A 19,220-nucleotide genomic window follows, 5' to 3' on the forward strand; every position below is an offset into this window, starting at 1 on the left:
TTACCCAAGCTTGAAAAGATCAAGGCCAGGTTCCGGATCGCTCCGGTCACAGGCGGGCCGACCGCCGCTCAGTCGACAAAATACGACAGCATTTTCACCCGTCCCCCAAACTCCACAACACTACCCGGGCGCAACTCCACCGCGTTGCCCTCAGCATCGAGAAAGCGAAGTTTCGGCTCCCGGTACAACGTGTAACCGGCCCGCTGCTCTGGCACACTTGGGAGCTCCACCGCCTGCAAGCGTAAGTTCCCGAGAGAACAAGCGGCCAATAAAGTTTGTAGCGCGTACTGGTTTTTTGTCTTGTGCATGCGCGTGAAAAATTGAGCCTTGTTTCCGGGCATGCGGGCTGCAGGTTCTCCGGGAGAGCCTGAGCCCGGCAAAATCACTTCTTGGTACTCTTCATCGGAGACCAAGAGTTGCTCGAGGGCAGAGCGGTCTTGGCGGCACATGGCGTGCGCGACTTTCTCCAACAGTGCTCGGGCAGCTAAGTCGAAGCGCTGGCCGAGTGGAGTCGAAGCAACTGGCTGAGCGGCGGTGCCGGCATCGGAACGACTACAGCCCGACGCGACAATTGCTGACACGAGTCCAAACAAGAGTGCCCCCACCAGTTGTTGCGTAGTGCGAGAACATTCCTCCATTTTCTCCTCCATGATTGAGAAAAACGTGTTGGGGGCGGCCGCTGCGGCCGCCCCCAACAGGTGGGCGTTCCGCTTGGGAAGAGATCACTGAGTGACGAGGCTGATCCACCCTCCCGGTGTCACCAGCCAGTTTGTGCCCGACGGGTCAAAGGCCCCAATGTACGTGGCCGAATCGAAGAATGGGTCACTAAACAGAGCCCCGCAGTCCACGCCTCCGGCAACCGCCGCTGGGTTGCCTGGGCGCGGATCGACGACTGCCGGTGAGGGGAAGGCACCGGCCGTTATCAAGCCCGGGTTAGCTGTGGAAACCTCGCCTGCCGCCTGCAGCAAGCTCATGTACTCGCAGGAGTTACAACGCGCGCCGGTGTTTCCCGAGCCAGTTTTGTTGCGGCAAAGCTCGGTGCCGCCTGTGCCGTTGTCAAACAGCAAGAGCTTGTGGTGGCGGAGGATCGGTGCTGCTGCGCCCGTAAGGCTGAAGGGCGAGCCGTCACAGGTGGCTACGCCGTTGGTGCGAGGATTTCCGGCGACCAAGCAAGTCCCACCGCAAGCGTGGGCGCCGGTCTCTGCATCGCGAAGCTGCAAGGCAGCGTCTTGGAATGCCGTGACCAGCACATTGGCCAGTTGCCCACCTGTGCCCCGGCGGTGGAAGAGGGCGAAGAAGTCGCCCGCGGGATGGCCGCTTTGCTTGTCTGCACCGATGAGGGTGACGTTGCAGAAACGCGGGTCGGAAATGGGGGTGGCTGAGAAGTTGTTCTCATTGTTGTCGGACTCGAAGCCATGACTCCCCACGGTGTCGAGGTTTCCCGCGTACTGCGCTCCAAGAGCGAACTGGACCTTCGACAACGTGCCCAATTGCCAGTCCAACTGGTCATCGGCGTTCGCGGTCGCGACTAAGTACTTGTGATTGACCGTCCCGCCGAACCACTCGAGGCCATCATCCTTGCCCATATGGGCCTGGATCCAGTCAAATTGCGTACAACTTCCGAGTGCGTTCATGGTCCAGACGTTGAGTTCGTTGTCCGGTGACAGCTCGCGGCCCGCGAATTCCGCCCGCACATAACGTGCAAGCCCGCTGCTCTCGTTCAAGATGGGCGTGGCGCCGCCACCGAAGACCACCCCTACCAAGCCCTCAGGCGTTCCGCTGCCACCGGGCAGGTTGACCACGGAACAGCCTTGGAACGAAACCCCACCCCAGTCGCCAGCTTGCCGGGAGCCCACGGGCTGGTCTGAGGTGAACACGATGGGGGAGCTAGGAGTTCCCGCGGCGTTGATGCGCGCAGAGAACGGATTCCCCGTGCTACAGTTTCCTTGCAGGAACACCAACGCAGAAGGGCTGCCGTCCGACGACACCTTCCGTCCTTTGATCACCGCTCCGGGGCGGATCGTGACAACACTTCCCGGCTGCACAAACACAGTGCCGTCAAGAAAGTACTCGCAGCTTCCTAATACGACGTTGCTGGTAATGTCCTGAGAAATCGTGGTCCCGCAGGGGAGCACTGGCCCAGGACTCGAACACATGGGAACGACGTTGCGGTTGCATCCGGGGCTGGTTTGGTTGAGCACAATGACCGCGTCGTTGATGTTCAACGTTCCGTCCAAGTTCACGTCGGCACAATCGAGAATTCCTTGGCCGCCACAAGCGGAGGCGCAGGCCGGGGCCGCGGGGTTGTTGATGCAAGTCAGCATCAACGACACGTCGGCCAAGCTAATGCCGCCGCCGTTGGGGTCGCCTGTGCAGGCCGCGGAGGCCGAATTCATGGGTGCCGCCAAAGCCGCGGCTAAACCGATCGTGGCACTCACTTTTGAGAAGAATTTCCGCGTCTTCATCTTTTGATGCTCCTTTTGGTCTTGGTCTCCGGTTTCGTTCGTCATGGTTACGGCTCCGTGATCGTGACGGAGCAGCTCACGCCTTCGACTGGGTTGCCGAACGGATCGGCTGCCGACTCCACCTCGCAAGTCGTCAGAGCAAATTGGGATAAGCAGCTTTCGGTTGCCGGGCAGTCAGCGTCGGTAACGCAATTCAGCCACTGACTCACGCTGCACGAGCGCCCTTGGGCAACACACTTCTCGCCGCACGTTCCATTGCCCACACACTGGGCATCGGAGGTGCAGGTGGTCGTTCCGTCGCCCGTGCACTTGTTTGCCGGCGCACACCCGGCGCACAACGGAGCGCGGCAATGATTGGATGACGAACACGCTTGACTGGTAGTCACGCTGCACAAACCAAGCGGCAGCGCGGGCCGACACACGTCGAACTTGACGCTCGCTAGCAGGCCGGAAGAAATGCCACCACCATCGAGGACGGACAATCGCAAGGCATCATCGAGGTCGAAGGCAGCCACAAACGCAGCACTGGAAGTGATGCGGGCAGGGTCGATGTTCGCGCCGTTCTCATCGATGCCTGCATCGAAGCGGGGATACCGCACCAAAACAGTCACGCCTCCGAGTGGAATCGGCGTCTGCAAATTGACGTTCACCGTGCGGGCGTTGGCAGTGAGCGAACCTTTGGTGCAATTCTCCCCGGGGTACGCGAGGCTCGCTAAATTCTTACCCTCCGCTAGCGCCGCCTCCACAACGCAGTCTGGCAAGGGATCACAGCTGCCAACCTGCGCACCCGTGAAAGCGCTGCAGGCAGCCTGGATTGCTGTCTTGCGGCCGTTGACGAAACTCTGCAGAGGCGCATCATTCAGACACGCAGAGTTCAGGGGCGTGCCGGGGGCTTGCACCTTTTGACACTGAATTGCCGTGTTCATCATCTTGTCGGCGATCGCCCGCCGCGCTGAGGAAATCACCTTGAAGCACTTGATTTTCGCGGGATCCTTCCCCAACGACGCATTGCCGAGCAACTTGCTGGCACGCTCGTTCACCAAGGCACGTAAGGACGGCAACTTGTTTTCCGCATTGTCGCCCGGCAGCAAATCCGTGGCCGCTGCGGCTGCCGGCTGCGGGCACTTGCCTGAGCTCCCGTGCAACTTGGCGAGGAACTTTTGTTCCGCCTGGGCGTACTTGCCCCCGTCGATGATGGTGAATGGGAACCCCTCGACGTTGTTACACAAGCCCCCCGGAACATCGAACTTTTGCGCCAGAGCATGACATTTTTCCTGTCCCAACGCGGCAGTCTTCCCAAGCGTGCGCGTCTCTGCGCCCATCGCCGCGTAGCACTTGGGCGCGTCTTGCGCCTGGCCCCCAACGGGATGCCAGACGAGCGAGCACACCACCGGGGCAAGCACGAACCACGGTTGTTTCCAACCAACTGTTTTCTGTCTGCGTAACCTTCTCCTCATGAATGATTCCTCCTGTCGTTCTTTCGTTCTCTCCCGCGGATGCGTTCTCTTCTCAGCCAATGGTCCTGATCTTAGGGGTTGCGCGGCCGGTCCCGCGCACAAACCGCTAATCCCTTCATCGTTTCTCCCTCCTTGCTTGCGCATGCTGGTCACGTTGCGTCGTCCTCTGCGGGCCCACAACTTGTTACGTCGAGCGCAAGTCTATCGGGAGAACGTGAAGGCTCGGTCACGAAACCGCGAAGTTTTCGAGAAAACCCGCCCGCAAGTTTCACGAACCCTTCACGTGCCTGTAACGACCAACCAACACAGCGGTGCTTCGATCGCTCCCCGTGATCAGGTCGAACCAGATTCCTTCAGAAAATCTCGCTGGCCCTCCGCACCCAGCATGGTTTCTCTTGCCCATCGCGCTCTGCGCCTCGGTGTGGGGCGTGCAAGCGCGGGCGCAAGGTGCAAGCGGGCAACTTTCTGGCGTCGTTCGCGATCAGAAAACTAAAGAGGCGATTATCGACGCTGGCGTCGAAATCGTAGGCGCGGGCAAGCAAACGCGCACGGACCTCGACGGCCGCTTCTCCTTCACTCTACCCGAAGGGCGGTACGAAGTTCGGGTGTTCGCGCCTTTTTACCGCAGCGTACGCATTCAGAACTTAGTCGTGACCGCCGGGCAAAAGACCGAAACGACCGTCGAACTCCCCCCGGAGACCGCCGCTGCAACAGAAACGGTGGAAGTGGTTGCTCGGGCTGACCGTGGCAGCGCGCGGGTACAACTCGCACTCCGAAAGGAAGCGGCTTCCGTCACGGAGAACATCAGCGCACAGGAAATTCGCACCAGTCCCGACAGCGATGCGGGCGAGATTGTGCAGCGCTTGCCTGCAGTGGTGGTCAAAGACGACAAATATATGAATGTTCGCGGACTCAACGAGCGTTACTCCACCGCTCGCCTGCAAGGCAGCCGGCTACCGAGTACGGACCCGGAGCGTCGCGTGGTCCCGCTCGACTTGTTTCCTGCAGAGTTCATTGAAGCGATCTCGCTGGTGAAAACCTTTCAGCCTGATCTTCCAGGCGATTTCTCCGGTGCTCTTGCCGACATCTTCCTGAAATCGTTCCCTGAACGACCCTCGTTCAACTTTGGCGTACAAACCGGGGCAAACACGAATTCGACGTTCCGGACCTTCGATACCTACAGGGCCGCGGGTCCAGCCGATTATTTCGGACTCGGCGAGCATTTCCGCCGCCTGCCCGATCTCATCCCCGACACTGCTGCGGAAGTGAACCGCACGCCGGCGCGCGCCCAAGCGTTTGCTCGAGCGTTCGACAACATTTGGGAGCCATCGCGCATTTCCGCTCCACCCAATCTAGGCTTCAATTTCTCCGGTGGGGGCACGTTCGGCCCTGTCGGGATCAGCCTCGCCGGATTGTATCGGACCGAATACAAGCGGCAAAACTTGCTCACGTCCAACGTACTGTTCGCTGGCGACAAGCCAGAATTTGCTGACCGGTTCGATAACCGGGTGAGCGCCTTCGACGTGCGCCTCGGCGGGTTGCTGAACTCAGCCTACCGCTTTAACGAGGAGCACAACATTTTCTTTCGCGCACTGGTCAATCGTAATGCCTCCGATGAAACCCGACGGTCGATCGGTGTCGAAGACTCTACGGGGCATACCTTGGCCTTTACGCGCTTTCGCTACACGGTAGACACACTCGCCTTTGGCCAGCTCGGCGGTGAACACCGGATAGGCACGCTAAAGAGCAACTGGCGCACCGCTTACGGTTACACCACTCAAGACCAGCCTGACGGACGGCTGCAAACCCGCGACCTCACTGAAGGAAACATTTTCATTAACAACAATTTTGGGGGGCGGAGGCTGTTTGGCTTCCTCGAAGAACGGCTTACGGACTCCGCCGTCGACTTCGAGCTCCGCTTGCCCCAACCGCGCAGCCTTTCCCCTGGTGAACCGATTGTTCGCTTCGGACCCGCCTACACGTTCCGCGAGCGTGAGCAAGGGCTAAGGCAATTTATCTTCGATGTGAAGGATGTTCCTGAACTTCAATCTCTGCCTGCGGAGCAAATTTTTGCGGCACAAAACCTCGGCCCTAACCCGTTCAACCGCGGGGTGGGCTTTCGCGAGGAAAGTAAACCCCGTGACTCATTTAGGGCTAGCGAGGAACTGCTCGCAGGTTATGGGGCGCTCGAGTTACCGGTGTTCCAATCCGCGCCTCAAAGGCACGAAGTCGTGCTGTACGGCGGTGCGCGGGCGGAGTACTGGCACCTCAACGAGAGGTTTTTTGGTGCCAACGGCAAACGTGTGCCGCTGAGCAAAACGGAGGTCGATCCGCTCCCAGCTCTGGGGTTGCGTTACCGGCCCTTCGAGAATTTCAACTTGCGGCTTTCATGGAGCGAAACACGCACGCGGCCAGATTTGCGCGAACTGTCCCCGACACAGTACCCCGAGCAGGGCTCCTTGGAGACCAAGGCTGGCGATCCAACACTGAAGACGGCTGCGATCCGCAACTACGACGTTCGTTGCGAGTGGTTTCCCAGCGATGAAGAGCTCCTCTCCGCCAGCGCGTTTTACAAGGAATTTACCGATCCAATTGAACAGGTGATTTTTTACGAGGGAGCAAACCGCGTCTTCAAACCGCGCAATGCTTTAAGTGCGAAGGTGCTGGGTGCCGAATTTGAGGCGCGCCTTGCCTTACGCCGGGCTTGGAGTCGGCTCGATGGGTTATCGTTCTTAGGCAACCTGACTTGGGTCGATTCAGAAGCCAAGATTCTGCAAGAGTCCGGGCTGCTCCGCTCCCGCGCCCTTCAAGGGCAAGCGCCGTTCATCGTGAACACCGGGCTGAGTTATCGGCACACTCGCTGGGGGGAAGTACGCCTGCTTTACAATACGGCGGGCCGCCGGGTGGAAGCGGCAGCCCCACCGGATGTGGCACCCGGCACCAGTCGCCCGCTGATTCCGGAGGTTTACGAGGAGCGGCGCGACCAGCTCGATGCAGCGTACCTGAGCAAGGTGCACGTGTTCACGGTGCCGCTGCAACTGAAAGTTACCGCGGAAAACCTCCTCAACGATCAGTACGTCTTCACTCAAGCAGACCTTGTCCAGAAACGGTTCACCACCGGAGTCAAGGTCTCGTTCAGCATGACCTACGCATTTTGAGCTTCGGAGGCCACATGCTCGGCGAAATGCGAATCCCACTCTTGCTGTTGGTCGCTTTCCTGACCTGGCGCGCGCCGCTCTTCGCCGCGTGCCCGGGAGACTGCAATGCGGATGGAGCGCTCACTGCCGCGGACCTCACCCGCTTGGTCGCGCTGATTTTGCGTTGTGATGGAGAGCCCATGGGCTGTACCGCTGTTCCGCGGGCGTGCGCTGCCGGCGATCTTAACGGGAACACACGGCTCGAAGTCGGTGACCTGCTCATCGCCATCGACGCCATCCTCACCTTCGCCAACGGCTGCCCTCCGACGCCCACCGCTGCGGTGACGCAAACACCCACGCCGACCGCTTCTTCCACATTCACGCCGCTGCCCACTTACACCTCGGAGGCCACGCCAACTCCCACTGTCCAACCGACGAGCACGCAGACGCCCTCGCCCACCTCGCCCGAAGCAACGGCAACCCCGTCGACCACACCAACGGCAACACCGACCTTCACGGTAGCCCCGGCTGTATGCGGGAACGGGGTCGTCGAGCCGCCTGAGACTTGTGACGACGGCAACGCGATCACGTCTCCTCCTAACGACACTTGCCCAGCCGATTGCACAATCGTGACTTGTTCTCCCTCCGGCGAGCGGGTCGAAGTGTCTGTCCAGTTCGCAAGCCCGCGCGGCCTTGCCTCAGTTGCTGTCCTCGTCGAGTACCCGGACGGGACCGTGCAAATTCCAGGCACCGGAGACGACAGCAGCGTTGGAGCCCGCGTGCTCAGTCGCCCCAGCGGATTCCTGACAACGGTTTTTGACTTCGATTACGCGTTACGCGTGGGCCTGGCAGGCACACGGGCGATTAGCGGCACGCAACTGTTCCGCATTCAGTTTGACCGTTGTCGTGATGCCACAGCGCCGCCCGCCTCTGCTTACCGGTGTCGGGTTCTCGAGGCGAACGACGTCAGCTTCCAGCCGGTGGCCGGAGTGACCTGCTCCGTCGCCTTACCGTGACCACGCACGACACCAACGAGGTGAGGCAGAATAGCAAGGAGGAAACCAATGAAACGAGAAAGCTTACGCCGAGTTGCGCTTCCAATGGTTGCAGCAAGCATCTTCGCTTCCCTAACAGCCGGTGCCACATTTGCCTGTGTAGGAGACTGCAACCGGGACCAAGAAGTGACGATCGATGAGTTGGTCACAATGGTGAACATCGCCCTAGGCGCACAGCCCCTGAGTACCTGTACAGCCGGTGACGGCAACGGCGACGGCGAGATCACCATCGAGGAAATCATCGCCGGAGTGAACCACGCCCTCACCGGCTGCCCTCAGCAAGCGTATTGCACGAACGCGATTGCGACCATTGTTGTGAACTTTGACGCAAACGAAGTCCCAAGCCTTGCGGGTCTGACTCTCGAATTGAGCTACCCCAGCGATCGTGCTGATCTGCCGACCGGCGAAATCGACGAGCGCGTGATCGATGTCAGCGATGCGGGCGGCTTCTTCGATGTGCAGGTCATTGAGTCCGATGGCGGGCCCGCGAGTACCTTGCGGGCGTCCTATCTTACAGTGGGGCAAATTGCCGCCGGGCCGCTCTTGGAGGTCATGTTTGACTGCGTGGGTGTTGCCGCGCCAACCGAGGACGAATTTACCTGCGTTGTCCGTCAAGCCTCGGACGGCGGAGGGTTCGACGTCGAGGGAGTCTCCTGCCAGGTGGTTTTGGACTTGGAGTGACCATGCGTCTGCACGAGCCCTCTCCCCACGGCCCACGGTTCGGTAAAGCCTTCCTGTGCCTCGCGTTCCTTGTGGCGGCGCTGGCCGTGACCTCGCTCGGCTCTGGGTGTGGCAATGGCGATGGTACCCGGGGCTTTGCGCTGTGTGGCAACGGGGTGCTGGATCCTGGCGAACAATGTGACGACGGCAATCTCGCGGACGACGATGACTGCTTGAGCACCTGCGTTGTGGCGCGCTGTGGTGACGGCTTTGTAGCGAGCTTCGCTGCACAACAGCCGGAGACTTGCGACGGCATCAACCTCGGCAGTTTTTGTCTCGATCGTTTGCCGGAACTGCACCCGTGCCGCGACAACAATGATTGCCCGCGCGCTCCCTCAGGCCCGGTGTTCGTCAACCCCTGCCAGCAACCTAGTTGTGCGGCGTTTGGACTGAGCGGTGGGCCACTGGGATGCTCTCCAGCGTGCACATTCGCGCTCGCCTCCTGTGGGCCGGCGCCGACCGCAACGCACACGCCGTTGCCGCCCACGCCGACTCCCACGCGCACTCCCCGAGCGACGCGCACGCCTAGTTAGGCATCCTGTGAGGGTGGCTGGCAGGCCACCCTCACAGGACGCTTGGCCCGAACTTTGGGATCCGTTCGTGCGTTGCATGCGGCGTCGCTTCCTTCTTGGGCCCTATCGACGTTGCGCACACCTTCAGGCACAATCATCTGCAAATTCGTTGCGGAGGGACGCGATGATCAAACTTTACCATGCACCGCGAACGCGATCGGTTCGGCCTCGCTGGCTTCTCGAGGAATTGGGCGTGCCCTATGAACTCGTGCGGCTCGACCTCGGTCAAAAGGAACATAAACGCCCCGAGTACCTCGCCATCCACCCCCACGGCACGGTGCCGGCACTCGTCGACGGTAATCTCGCACTCATGGAGTCGAGCGCAATTTGCATGTACTTGGCGGACAAATTTGCGGATAAAGGCCTGGCGCCTGCTCCGGGAACGCAAGAGCGGGGACTGTATTACCAGTGGATGGTCTATGCCGTCGCCACGTTGGAGCCGCCGCTCATCCAGATCTTTCAACACACGATGAACCTGCCTGAAAGCGAGCGCTCCCCCAAGGCACTGCAGGAAGGACAGGAGAAGTTCCGGGAAGTCGCCCGCGTACTCAGCGATGCCCTGGAGGGGAAACAGTTCCTTGTGGGCAACAAGTTTTCTGCGGCCGATATTATGATCGGCTCCACCCTCGTGTGGGCTCAGTTGATGGGCTTGCTCGGCGACCAGCCCACGCTGGCAGCATACGTACAGCGACTGCTCGAGCGGCCGGCTTGCCAAAAAGCCCAAGCGGACTGAACAACCGATGCAGCGCAGCAGTCTCTTATTTTTCCCTCTCGCCTTGCCCTTCGTCCTGGCATTTTTCCTCATCGTCTTTCTCCTGCTGGCGCTGCTGCAAATCGGGCTCATCTCGATCGCTTACGAGAAGCTCGGTGTTCCGCCAGAGCACCTGTTCTCCCTGCTTCTGCTCTCGCTGCTGGGCAGTTACTTGAATATTCCCGTGGCGCGAGTTCCGGCAGGAGAGCGCATGATCGAGGCCGTCACCATTCGGCGTTTCGGCGTCACGTACGTCGTGCCACGAGCCATCGTGCCGCAGACGGTGATCGCTGTAAACGTCGGTGGCGCCGTCGTGCCTGTACTCTTGTCGCTGTACTTACTCGCGCAAACCGGTGAGCTGCTGGCTGCCGCCGTTGGCACGGCCGTGGTGAGCGCGGTGGTCCATCGCCTCGCGCGACCGATTCCTGGGTTGGGGATCGCGATGCCCATGCTCGTGCCGCCAGTGCTTGCCGCGGTGGTGGGGATTCTCCTGTCACGTGAACACGAGCCAGCAATTGCGTACATCTCCGGCACGCTCGGAACGCTGATCGGGGCGGACTTGCTCAACCTGCGCAAAGTGGCCGGCCTGGGCGCTCCCATCGCTTCCATCGGAGGCGCGGGAACGTTTGACGGCATCTTTCTCACCGGAATCTTGGCCGTGTTGCTGGCATAAGGGGTCGCTACGGCGGAGCGCTGACGGCTGCCTCGTTCTCGTCCAATCTTGAGGCCAACGGCCAATCGGATGCCTTGGGGTGTCCAGTGTTGCCTTGGCAGCTGCATGCGGTAAGGAGCAGCGGTGATGCTCGAGCTTACAGAAGCCGTGGGGTCCAAACCCCGAGTCCCTGCAAACGATTCGCCTCCTACTGGCCTGCGACGGGCCCCGCAGCGACGCAGCCGGCGTTTTGCTGTGGTTGCGGGCACCGTCGGGCAAATTTACGCGGGTTACAAAACGATCCAGGTAGTCGAGAAGTTGCTCGGCTCGGAGCGCGTGCGGTGGCTCTATCGGCGGCAGCATGCCACCGCCGCTCAGTCGATCTACCACACCGCCGTGCGGCTCGAGGGCTTACTCATTAAAGCCTGCCAATTCCTGGGCACGCGTGCCGATATCCTTCCGCATGAATACATCGAGACTCTCTCGCAATTGCAAGATCGTGTCCCACCGCGCTCCTTTGCCGACGTTCTCGCTCCCCTGGTGGAGCGGGAACTCAAACGGCCGCTGGGTGAAGTCTTTGCCGATTGGGACCCGAAGCCACTCGCTGCGGCCTCCCTCGCGCAAGTGCATCGCGCCCGCTTGCGCGACGGTCGGGACGTCGTCCTCAAGATCCAATATCCAGAAATTGCGCACCTCGTCGAAGCCGATCTCGCCAATCTCCGTTTCCTGTTCGGCGTGCTGGCGCGGCTCGAACGGAACTTCGACCTCCGCATCATCCTGCGCGAAATTCAGCACCATGTACCGCTCGAGTTGGATTTCCAGAACGAAGCGCGGAATGCCGAGCGCATCGGCAGAAATCTAGCCCACCGCAGCGACGTCATCGTGCCCCGGGTGGTTTGGGAATACAGCACTCGGCGCGTGCTCGTGCTCGAGTATGTCGAAGGCATCAAAGTCACGCAGGTGCAGGAGCTCGACCGCGCGGGTATCGACCGCAACGCTGTGGCCCGGCTGCTCAGCGATGTGTTTTGCCAACAAATTTTGCGCGACGGCTTTTTTCACGCCGACCCGCACCCGGGAAACATCCTGGTTCAACCAGGCCCTCGCATTGTCCTGCTGGACTTCGGCCTGGCGAAAACCCTGCCAGCGAACTTCCAGGTCGGCCTAGTGCAGCTTGCCGCCGCCATCCTCATGCAAAATCGCACGGCCGCCGTGGATGCGTTTCGAATGCTCGGGTTCCGCACGAAAAACGACGATCCCGGCACCTTGCTCGCCTTGGGCGACGCGTTCCTCGGCCAGGTGGCGCGCAGCGGTAAAGCCTACGCCGAGCGTGAGCTCGTCGAAGCGATTCGCGAAAATCTCGTGCGCGTACTGCGCGAGAACCCGATCGTGGAAGCGCCCTCCGATATTCTCCTTGTGCTGCGAGTGATGGGCTTGCTGAGCGGCATCGGCAAACAGCTCAATGCGGAAATTGATTTACTGCAAGTCATGATGCCGCACCTCACGAGCGGCCTGCAGGTGTGAGCGCCGGGGTCGGCGAGGCGGAACTGGGCAGTTGCCCCAACGTCGCGACGCCGGCGGTGGTGCGACGGGCGAAGCCGCGTTTCGCGTCCTTCCGATATCTTGCCGCGTAGACGAAACGCACGTGGGGTGCGTGCGCAAACGACGACGAGATGACCGGGTTCGGCAAAGCGCCTCGGCCAGGGTTTGCGCCGCTGCACCAGGGCGGCGCCATGAGGTGGCCAACCGCGGTGGGGCCGAGCGGGCGGTGCAGGGTTGCCGACGTTCTCGCCCTGGCGTTGGGTCTCAATCGCGACCCGTGGCGCTAGAGCCGTATCACGACGGCAACACCGGCAACCGACTGGTCGCCCCGACCAGTCGCCACTCGCCTTCCATTGCAGCCCCCTTGCAAGCGGAGCGGCAGCGCGGGCGACGCAGGCGTCGTCCCCAAGTTGCAACCACTCGCCTTTCCGTTGCGGCGCTGTGGTTGCGCGCTGGGTTGGAAAGCAGGGCGCGCCGACACGCAGGGAGCAACGAAGCCAGACGGCGAGAAAAGGAGAAGGTCAGAGTAGCCGGTTGCACAACGGACTGGCCGGGGCGCAGCCTGGCTTTATTTTTCCAGCTCCTCGCGGATGGAGTACATTTTCTGCCGGGCTTCGGTGATGAACGCATCGAGATTGCGCCGGTGATTGGCGCACAGCCCATCAGGTGCCCCATCGAGCACCAGCAAAGGTTTGAGTGTGGCCGCTCGTCCGAGAGGCTCGGCGACTTCGTTGAGCAAGGTGACGAGCACCGTCCGACCGGCAAAGGCTTCACGGTACTCGCGCCCTACGGCCAAGACCAAGTAGTGCAGCGAGTGAGCGACGCCTTGGGCGAAGTAAAACTCGTCGTCGGTGTGGAAAAGCCCGACGTCGGCCCGGTACAAACGGGCGTGCGCGTCGCCAAGCAAATCGGTCCACGCCTGGAATAGGCGAATTAGCTCGACGTTGCGCAAGTTAATCGGGCGGGAGCGCGGTGGTGTCGCGTGGAGCCCGTCCACATACGCTTCCAGAGCGCGTACGCCTTCGCGCAACTTGGACTCTGCCGAGGGGAACCAGAACTTGGTGAGTTCGTTACGGAAGGCAGTGTCCGCCCGCACGAGATTGGGATCGAACTGATCGCTCGACACCTTGGTGAGGTGATCCTTGAACACGCGCATGCTCTCGCGTACGGCCTGCAAGATCCCAAGTTGGCGATTCGCATTGTTGTCGGCCCACAGGGCTGGCCCCCACAGGACAAAATCGTTCGGACGCCAACCGGTCCAACCCTCGAGTTCGTGCCGCACCAACGCCGCCACGGTTGTCGCGAATACTTCGCCGCTGACGATGCTGCGATCGGCAGGAAATTGTTGCTCGACGTTGAACGACAAACGGTTATGCCGCTTCTGCCCGAAGTGCAGCAACAACGGCAGGACGACCACGAGTAGGATGGCCGCCACGCCAATGAGGATCGGAACTGCCACCTGACCCCGTTTACTCGCCATTCTTTGCCCTCTTTCTCCGTCGCTCCCGCCAGCCTGCCAAACGCTCGGCAATGAGTTTCTCTTCGCCTTGGTCGCTGGGAAGGTAGTACGTGCGATCGCGCAGCAAGTCAGGAAGATGCGGCTGATCGGTAAAATGTTCGGGAAGGTCGTGGGCGTACTCGTAACCTCGACCGTAACCCAAGTCGCGCATCAACTGCGTGGGGGCATTGCGCAAGTGCAGCGGCACCGGCAGGGGCCCGTGCTCTCGCACATCTGCGCTGGCGGCCAGCATGGCCCGGTAGGCGGCGTTCGACTTCGGTGCGGTGGCCAAAAATGTAGCCGCTTGCGCCAGGGGAATGCGCCCCTCTGGCAGCCCGACAAAGTGCACCGCTTCTTTCGCTGCAACCGCGAGCAGCAACGCGCGTGGATCGGCGTTGCCAATATCCTCAGCCGCAAAAATCACCATGCGGCGGGCAATGAACAACGGATCTTCCCCAGCCTCCAGCATGCGCATCATCCAGTACACAGCCGCATCCGGATCGCTCCCCCGCAAGCTTTTGATGAATGCGGAAATGACGTTGTAGTGCTCCTCGCCCGCTTTGTCGTACAGGAGGGCGCGATGCTGGGCAGCTTCCTCAGCGAGTGCGAGGTCGATCGTCTTTAGGCCGCGCACCTTGGCCAGTTCGGCCGCGGATTCCAAGACGTTGTACGCAACACGTGCGTCACCGTGCGCTTGCTCCGCGATGAAATCGAGGGCTTCGGGCGCGAGCGAGAGGCCACGGTCGCCGAGGCCGCGCGCTCTGTCCCCCAGGGCACGGCGCAACAAAATTTTGATATCTGCGCCACTCAAAGGCTCGAGCACGAGCACGCGGCAGCGCGATAGCAAGGGGGCGATGATTTCGAACGACGGGTTTTCGGTCGTCGCGCCAATGAGGGTGATGGTGCCGTCTTCAACGTAGGGCAAGAATGCATCTTGTTGGGCTTTGTTAAAGCGGTGGATCTCGTCCACAAACAGCACCGTTTGCCGACCGTACAAGCGCTGGTTTTCGCGTGCCCGGTCGATGATTGCCCGCAACTCCTTCACCCCCGACAGCACTGCGGAGAATTGCACAAAGTCGGCTCGTACGTGCTGCGACAGGAGCAGCGCGAGGGTCGTCTTCCCGCAACCGGGCGGGCCCCACAAAATCAACGACGGGAGCTGGCCACTTTGCACAAGCTCGGCAAGAAACCGCCCGCTGCCGAGCAAGTGCTGCTGGCCCACGAACTCCTGCAAAGAGCGCGGCCGCATGCGCTCGGCCAGTGGGGCATGTTCTTGGCGAGCCACACTGCCCTGACGCGCAAAGAGATCGGCCTCGGCACCGGCCGGCTTTCGTTTCGGCATGGCCGGGAGCCTAGCACAGCTCCGCCAGCGCGCCGCAACCCGCCATCTGGTCAAACTGCGGACGTGGTTTACTTACCGGCGGCCGACGCTTGCTCCGCCTCCTCGAGCGGCTCCCACCATTGGCACCACCAATTCTCCCCCACCAGGATGCGAAGCTTCGGGTGCCAACAGTAGGAAATGTCCTCGTCAGGGTTCAGGTAGTAATAACAATTGCGGCAGCGTTCCTCGCCGTTCGGCTTGCCGCGCAAGATGGCATCTTCAGCGAGGTGCTTGAGCTGCAAGGCCAACTTCTCGTCTTCCGGCTTCGGTTCTAATCGTGGTAGTTCAAAGTCGTCTGCCATGGCTTTCGAACTCCTCCCTTCATTCTGTTACTGACCGGCGCACTGCGTTGGCCTCGACAGCCGCCACCGTTCCTGCCCTAGCCGCCTCGAGATGGCAATCGAGTTGCAGTACCCGTGAGCCCTGCATATAGCAAAAGCAGTCCATGGGAGAAGCAAATTCCAGCACGCCACCGTTTCCGCGTCCTTGGCTCCAGAGGGAGCCAGGCCGCCTCATTGGCCGCGGGCATCCGGCAGGAGACTTTCTCGAGGCATACCGCTGGGAACTGCTAGAAGAAGCCCCTGGGCTGCTGCGCGTGCGTGCTCACTTGCCTGCGCACGTGAAAAATCCGCGCGGGCAACTCTTTGGCGGCTTCACCCCAACTTACGTCGATCTGATCGCCCTCCTCACCGTGCGTGCTGGGCAACCGCGCGACGGCTGGAAAACTTGGCTGGCCACCACGAGTATGCGACTCGATTACTTCGAACCCATCGTTGGCCCGCAGTTTTTGGTCGAAAGCAAGCTCGTCAAAGCGCGCGGGCGCACCCGCGCGGTGGAGACCCGCTTTTACGATCCCGAAGACACGCTCGCTGTCTTCGCCTTCACCCTCATTCGCGAGATGCCCCTGGATCGCCCGCTCGGCGACGGCTGAAATTGCCGTGTGGTGAGATTGGCAAACAACTCACGGAGCAAGCCGCGCTGCACCTCGCACTCGAGGCCGATCAGTAGGCGCGGCACCAACTCCGCCGAACGACAACACCGGCCAAGTGCTGCGACTAGAAGCAGCACTGCGTGCGGTTGCTGCTCGGCTCTCCTGCGACCGTAAGCAACAGGGGAGCGCAAACAACCGGCCGTTGCACCCCTCGCTGTTGTCAGGGGCATAGCGCGCCGGGTACGCAGCCTAACGCACGGACAGCACGCGAACGTCGAAAATCAGGGTTTTTCCTGCCAAGGGATGGTTGGCATCGATCACGATGGTTTCGTCGTGCACCTCGTGTACGCGCACGTGGCGCTCCCGGCCGTTCGCATCGCGTGCCACGAGTTCGGTACCAACCACTCGCGCCGCCGGCGGCACGAGATTCTTGTCCACCTCGTAGAACGCTTCGGGCAGCACCTCGCCGTATGCGAGTTCCGGCGGGATGCGGATTTCTTTGACGTCGCCTTCCTCGAGCCCCTCGAGACCCTGCTCCAGTCCAGGAATGATTTCTTCGTTCCCCTGCGTGTACTCGAATGCCTCTTCACCCACGTTGCTCTCGATGATGCTCCCATCTTCGAGCCGCAACGTGTACTCAATCGCAACGCGATTTCCTGCGTGGATACCCATTGGTTCCTCCTTGCTGACTTCCGCGCGAACTGCGTGTCGCGCCCACGGCCGTTATGCTGCTTCGTCCTAAGGGGCGACGGCCACCCCTGAGGAACCAACTGGCTTGCCCCGGAAATTTTTCCTGGGGCCCCCACCCAATCAGAACGGGTAGCTGGTGTCAATAAGCGAGAGCGCAGGTAACCAGAACCACTGCAATACTGCTGGTTCCATTCAGCAATGCTCTTGGCCGCCACTGCGCCGCCAAAGGCGGCGCGCTGCTTTCCGGACGGCTCGGGCGCTTTGTTGGAGCACCGTCTTCATCACCGTCCTGTGGTTCTCTCGCGAACCGCTCCCACCGCCACCTTGGCTTCCGTGTGCGTGCAATCCACCGCGACCAAGGGTAAACAAGTTGACGCCAAGAAACTCCGTAAGCGCATGGACCCTCACCTTCGATCTTTTGCCCTCTGGCGCGAAGCAACAGGATTGCTGGAGCGATGCACTCTGTAGACGTTGTGATTGTCGGCGCCGGTTTTGCCGGCGCTGCCACTGCATTTCACTTAACTCGTCGCGGTGTGCGGCGCGTGGTCGTGTTGGAACGTGAAGCCATCCCGGGCTACCACGCCTCAGGACGCAACGCGGCTCTCGGCTTTACGTCCATCGATGAGCCGGAGGCGGCTGCGCTGGCGCGAGCCGGACTCGCCTTCATTCGCGAAGAGGCCAGCGCGCTGGCCGGTCGGAGCATTTTCCGCCCTTGTGGCTCGCTGTTGGTCGCAGGGGAATCCTCCACAGCCGCGCGCCTGCAAGCCATGGCTCGAACGAAGGGCATGGGGTTCGCGTGGTGGGATCGGAACGCTGCGGTTGCCGCTGTTCCGGTACTCGAGGGCGCGGAGATCTGCGGGGCGTTGTGGAGTGCGGATGATGGCGTGGTCGACATCCACGCTTTGCTGCAGGTCTACTTGCGTGAAGCTCGCAGTTTTGGAGCGGAGATCGTCTACAACGCACCGGTCGAACGGATCGAGGTCCGCCACAACCGCGTTGTGGCCGTGCACACCCGGGCGGGTTCGTGGGGATGCGGTGTTCTTGTGGATGCTGCAGGCGCGTGGGCTAGTGAAGTCGCCAGGCTGGCAGGCTCGCCGATGCCCACACTGGAACCGCGGCGACGGCATTTGTTTCTCGGGCAGACATCTACGCCCATCAATTCGCAATGGCCTTTCGTTTGGCATGCCGACGTCGATACCTACTTCCGGCCCGAAGGTGCGGGGCTTTTGCTGAGCCCGTGCGATGCCACTCCGCACCCAGCAGCAGAACCAGCGATCGACGATTCTGCGAAGGTGCTTCTCGCGGAAAAACTCACCCGTGCTTTTCCACGCTTGGCTGAATTGGCCCTGGTTTCCGCATGGGCCTGCTTGCGCACGTTCGCTGCGGACGAGCGCTTCGTCATCGGACCCGACCCGGCGATCGGCGGCTTTGTTTGGGTTGCGGGCCTCGGCGGACACGGTATGACCACGAGCGCGGCAGTGGGACGGCTTGCGGCAAGCGCTGTGCTCGGTGAAGCAGCGGACGAACTCTCCTGGTTTCGGCCAGAGCGCTTGCTCCGGTGAAACCCATTGCCCGAGGTTACCAGCGGCGCGTTTCGCCCACCGCCAGTACCCATGCGTCTTCCGCACGGTAACCGAGGCGGACTGCAGCTGCACGAAAACGCTGGGGTGGCTCCTCCAATGGCTCGTCGGTCAAATCGAACGTGCCCCAGTGCATCGCGAGAACGCGCCGTGCATCCAGGTCGCGCGCCGCTTGCACCGCTTCCTCTGGGTTCATGTGCACAAAGCGCATGATCGACGGAGGATCGTAGGCGCCGATGGGGACGGCCGCCAGATCGATGGGACCGAGTCGCTCTCCGATCTCCTTGAACCCCGGAAAGTAACCCGTATCCCCGGCGTGATAAAACTTCCGGTGCTTCCCCTCCACTACCCAGCCTGCCCACAACCGGCGGTGTTGATCGGTGAGGCCGCGCCCGGAAAAATGCTGTGCGGGCACGCAGTGCACGCGCACGTTCTTGACCTCGACGGATTGCCACCAATCCAGGGCCACGAACCGCCCTCCCAGGCTATGGACCAACTCCCCCATGTTCAGCGGCACGAGGAACAACACGTTGCGCCGTGCCAGCTCCTTCCACGTGGGCAGGTCGGCGTGGTCGTAGTGGTCGTGGGAGATGGTGACGAAGTCGACCGGCGGTAGCTCCTTGAGCGGAATCCCTGGAGGTTGCAGGCGGCGTGGTCCGGCAAAGGACACCGGGCTTGCCCGCGAGGAGAAAATGGGATCGGTGAGAAAAGTCACTCCCTCCATACGCACGAGAAACGTTGAATGGCCGATCCAAGTCACACTCGGGTTGTGTGCAATCATGTTGCGATCGT

General features: G+C 61.3%; 17 protein-coding genes. 9 read left to right on the top strand and 8 right to left on the bottom strand.

The window, feature by feature from the left end:
* Positions 1-68 precede the first annotated feature (68 nt).
* From N3C12_04670 to N3C12_04680, 3 genes are all read right to left on the bottom strand, one after another.
* Positions 69-638, bottom strand: a complete 570-nt coding sequence (locus tag N3C12_04670; GenBank protein MCX8071726.1) for a hypothetical protein — start codon at positions 636-638, stop codon at positions 69-71.
* An 84-nt stretch (positions 639-722) separates the two neighbouring features.
* Positions 723-2,510 carry a hypothetical protein gene (locus N3C12_04675; GenBank protein ID MCX8071727.1) on the bottom strand — a complete coding sequence of 596 codons (1,788 nt, stop codon included), beginning with the start codon at positions 2,508-2,510 and terminating at the stop codon, positions 723-725.
* 2 nt (positions 2,511-2,512) lie between these two features.
* Positions 2,513-3,922: a hypothetical protein gene (locus tag N3C12_04680; protein ID MCX8071728.1), complete on the bottom strand. Its 1,410-nt coding sequence runs from the start codon at positions 3,920-3,922 to the stop codon at positions 2,513-2,515.
* A 329-nt stretch (positions 3,923-4,251) separates the two neighbouring features.
* Between N3C12_04680 and N3C12_04685 the strand changes: the two genes are divergently transcribed.
* The 7 genes from N3C12_04685 (at position 4,252) to N3C12_04715 (ending at position 12,330) form a co-directional block, all read left to right on the top strand.
* Entirely contained in the window at positions 4,252-7,080 is a 2,829-nt protein-coding gene (locus tag N3C12_04685) for a TonB-dependent receptor (protein ID MCX8071729.1), read from the top strand.
* 14 nt (positions 7,081-7,094) lie between these two features.
* Complete coding sequence (locus N3C12_04690; protein ID MCX8071730.1) at positions 7,095-8,075, top strand: hypothetical protein; 981 nt, start codon at positions 7,095-7,097, stop codon at positions 8,073-8,075.
* A gap of 48 nt (positions 8,076-8,123) precedes the next feature.
* Positions 8,124-8,795, top strand: a complete 672-nt coding sequence (locus N3C12_04695) for a hypothetical protein (protein ID MCX8071731.1) — start codon at positions 8,124-8,126, stop codon at positions 8,793-8,795.
* Between the two features lie 2 nt (positions 8,796-8,797).
* Positions 8,798-9,367, top strand: coding sequence for a hypothetical protein (locus N3C12_04700; protein MCX8071732.1), 570 nt, complete (start codon positions 8,798-8,800; stop codon positions 9,365-9,367).
* A gap of 166 nt (positions 9,368-9,533) precedes the next feature.
* Positions 9,534-10,139: a glutathione S-transferase family protein gene (locus tag N3C12_04705; GenBank protein MCX8071733.1), complete on the top strand. Its 606-nt coding sequence runs from the start codon at positions 9,534-9,536 to the stop codon at positions 10,137-10,139.
* A gap of 7 nt (positions 10,140-10,146) precedes the next feature.
* Positions 10,147-10,830 (top strand): DUF1614 domain-containing protein, encoded by a 684-nt coding sequence (locus tag N3C12_04710; protein ID MCX8071734.1) that lies wholly within the window; start codon positions 10,147-10,149, stop codon positions 10,828-10,830.
* Positions 10,831-10,956: 126 nt separating this feature from the next.
* Positions 10,957-12,330, top strand: coding sequence for an AarF/ABC1/UbiB kinase family protein (locus tag N3C12_04715; protein MCX8071735.1), 1,374 nt, complete (start codon positions 10,957-10,959; stop codon positions 12,328-12,330).
* 586 nt (positions 12,331-12,916) lie between these two features.
* On the opposite strand, the gene N3C12_04720 is transcribed toward N3C12_04715, so the two are convergent.
* From N3C12_04720 to N3C12_04730, 3 genes are all read right to left on the bottom strand, one after another.
* The gene (locus tag N3C12_04720; GenBank protein ID MCX8071736.1) at positions 12,917-13,828 is read right to left on the bottom strand and encodes a DUF2333 family protein; all 912 of its coding nucleotides are present in this window, start codon (positions 13,826-13,828) and stop codon (positions 12,917-12,919) included.
* Entirely contained in the window at positions 13,818-15,095 is a 1,278-nt protein-coding gene (locus N3C12_04725) for a replication-associated recombination protein A (protein MCX8071737.1), read from the bottom strand. The genes N3C12_04720 and N3C12_04725 overlap by 11 nt, the downstream gene beginning before the upstream one ends.
* A 161-nt stretch (positions 15,096-15,256) precedes the next feature.
* Positions 15,257-15,529: a hypothetical protein gene (locus N3C12_04730; GenBank protein MCX8071738.1), complete on the bottom strand. Its 273-nt coding sequence runs from the start codon at positions 15,527-15,529 to the stop codon at positions 15,257-15,259.
* 143 nt (positions 15,530-15,672) lie between these two features.
* Here N3C12_04730 and N3C12_04735 point away from each other — a divergent pair, with 143 nt between their 5' ends.
* Positions 15,673-16,158 carry a PaaI family thioesterase gene (locus N3C12_04735; GenBank protein MCX8071739.1) on the top strand — a complete coding sequence of 162 codons (486 nt, stop codon included), beginning with the start codon at positions 15,673-15,675 and terminating at the stop codon, positions 16,156-16,158.
* A 249-nt stretch (positions 16,159-16,407) separates the two neighbouring features.
* Here the strand turns inward: N3C12_04735 and N3C12_04740 are convergent, their stop codons facing one another.
* A complete protein-coding gene (locus tag N3C12_04740) occupies positions 16,408-16,830 on the bottom strand; it encodes an FKBP-type peptidyl-prolyl cis-trans isomerase (GenBank protein ID MCX8071740.1) in 423 nt (140 codons plus the stop codon).
* Between the two features lie 473 nt (positions 16,831-17,303).
* Here N3C12_04740 and N3C12_04745 point away from each other — a divergent pair, with 473 nt between their 5' ends.
* On the top strand, positions 17,304-18,410 hold the full coding sequence (locus tag N3C12_04745) for an FAD-binding oxidoreductase (protein MCX8071741.1): 1,107 nt from the start codon (positions 17,304-17,306) through the stop codon (positions 18,408-18,410).
* 16 nt (positions 18,411-18,426) lie between these two features.
* Here the strand turns inward: N3C12_04745 and N3C12_04750 are convergent, their stop codons facing one another.
* The gene (locus tag N3C12_04750) at positions 18,427-19,209 is read right to left on the bottom strand and encodes an MBL fold metallo-hydrolase (GenBank protein MCX8071742.1); all 783 of its coding nucleotides are present in this window, start codon (positions 19,207-19,209) and stop codon (positions 18,427-18,429) included.
* Between the last annotated feature and the right edge of the window lie 11 nt (positions 19,210-19,220).

Source organism: Candidatus Binatia bacterium (genome assembly GCA_026415395.1).
GTDB lineage: Bacteria > Desulfobacterota > Binatia > HRBIN30 > HRBIN30 > HRBIN30.

Coding starts and splice junctions, on each gene's coding strand:
- N3C12_04700 (MCX8071732.1), top strand. CDS start 8,798: ATGCGTCTGCACGAGCCCTCTCCCCACGGCCCACGGTTCGGTAAAGCC.
- N3C12_04710 (MCX8071734.1), top strand. CDS start 10,147: ATGCAGCGCAGCAGTCTCTTATTTTTCCCTCTCGCCTTGCCCTTCGTC.
- N3C12_04725 (MCX8071737.1), bottom strand. CDS start 15,095: ATGCGGCCGCGCTCTTTGCAGGAGTTCGTGGGCCAGCAGCACTTGCTC.
- N3C12_04730 (MCX8071738.1), bottom strand. CDS start 15,529: ATGGCAGACGACTTTGAACTACCACGATTAGAACCGAAGCCGGAAGAC.
- N3C12_04750 (MCX8071742.1), bottom strand. CDS start 19,209: ATGATTGCACACAACCCGAGTGTGACTTGGATCGGCCATTCAACGTTT.
- N3C12_04720 (MCX8071736.1), bottom strand. CDS start 13,828: ATGGCGAGTAAACGGGGTCAGGTGGCAGTTCCGATCCTCATTGGCGTG.
- N3C12_04670 (MCX8071726.1), bottom strand. CDS start 638: ATGGAGGAATGTTCTCGCACTACGCAACAACTGGTGGGGGCACTCTTG.
- N3C12_04690 (MCX8071730.1), top strand. CDS start 7,095: ATGCTCGGCGAAATGCGAATCCCACTCTTGCTGTTGGTCGCTTTCCTG.
- N3C12_04735 (MCX8071739.1), top strand. CDS start 15,673: ATGGGAGAAGCAAATTCCAGCACGCCACCGTTTCCGCGTCCTTGGCTC.
- N3C12_04675 (MCX8071727.1), bottom strand. CDS start 2,510: ATGACGAACGAAACCGGAGACCAAGACCAAAAGGAGCATCAAAAGATG.
- N3C12_04740 (MCX8071740.1), bottom strand. CDS start 16,830: ATGGGTATCCACGCAGGAAATCGCGTTGCGATTGAGTACACGTTGCGG.
- N3C12_04745 (MCX8071741.1), top strand. CDS start 17,304: ATGCACTCTGTAGACGTTGTGATTGTCGGCGCCGGTTTTGCCGGCGCT.
- N3C12_04695 (MCX8071731.1), top strand. CDS start 8,124: ATGAAACGAGAAAGCTTACGCCGAGTTGCGCTTCCAATGGTTGCAGCA.
- N3C12_04715 (MCX8071735.1), top strand. CDS start 10,957: ATGCTCGAGCTTACAGAAGCCGTGGGGTCCAAACCCCGAGTCCCTGCA.
- N3C12_04680 (MCX8071728.1), bottom strand. CDS start 3,922: ATGAGGAGAAGGTTACGCAGACAGAAAACAGTTGGTTGGAAACAACCG.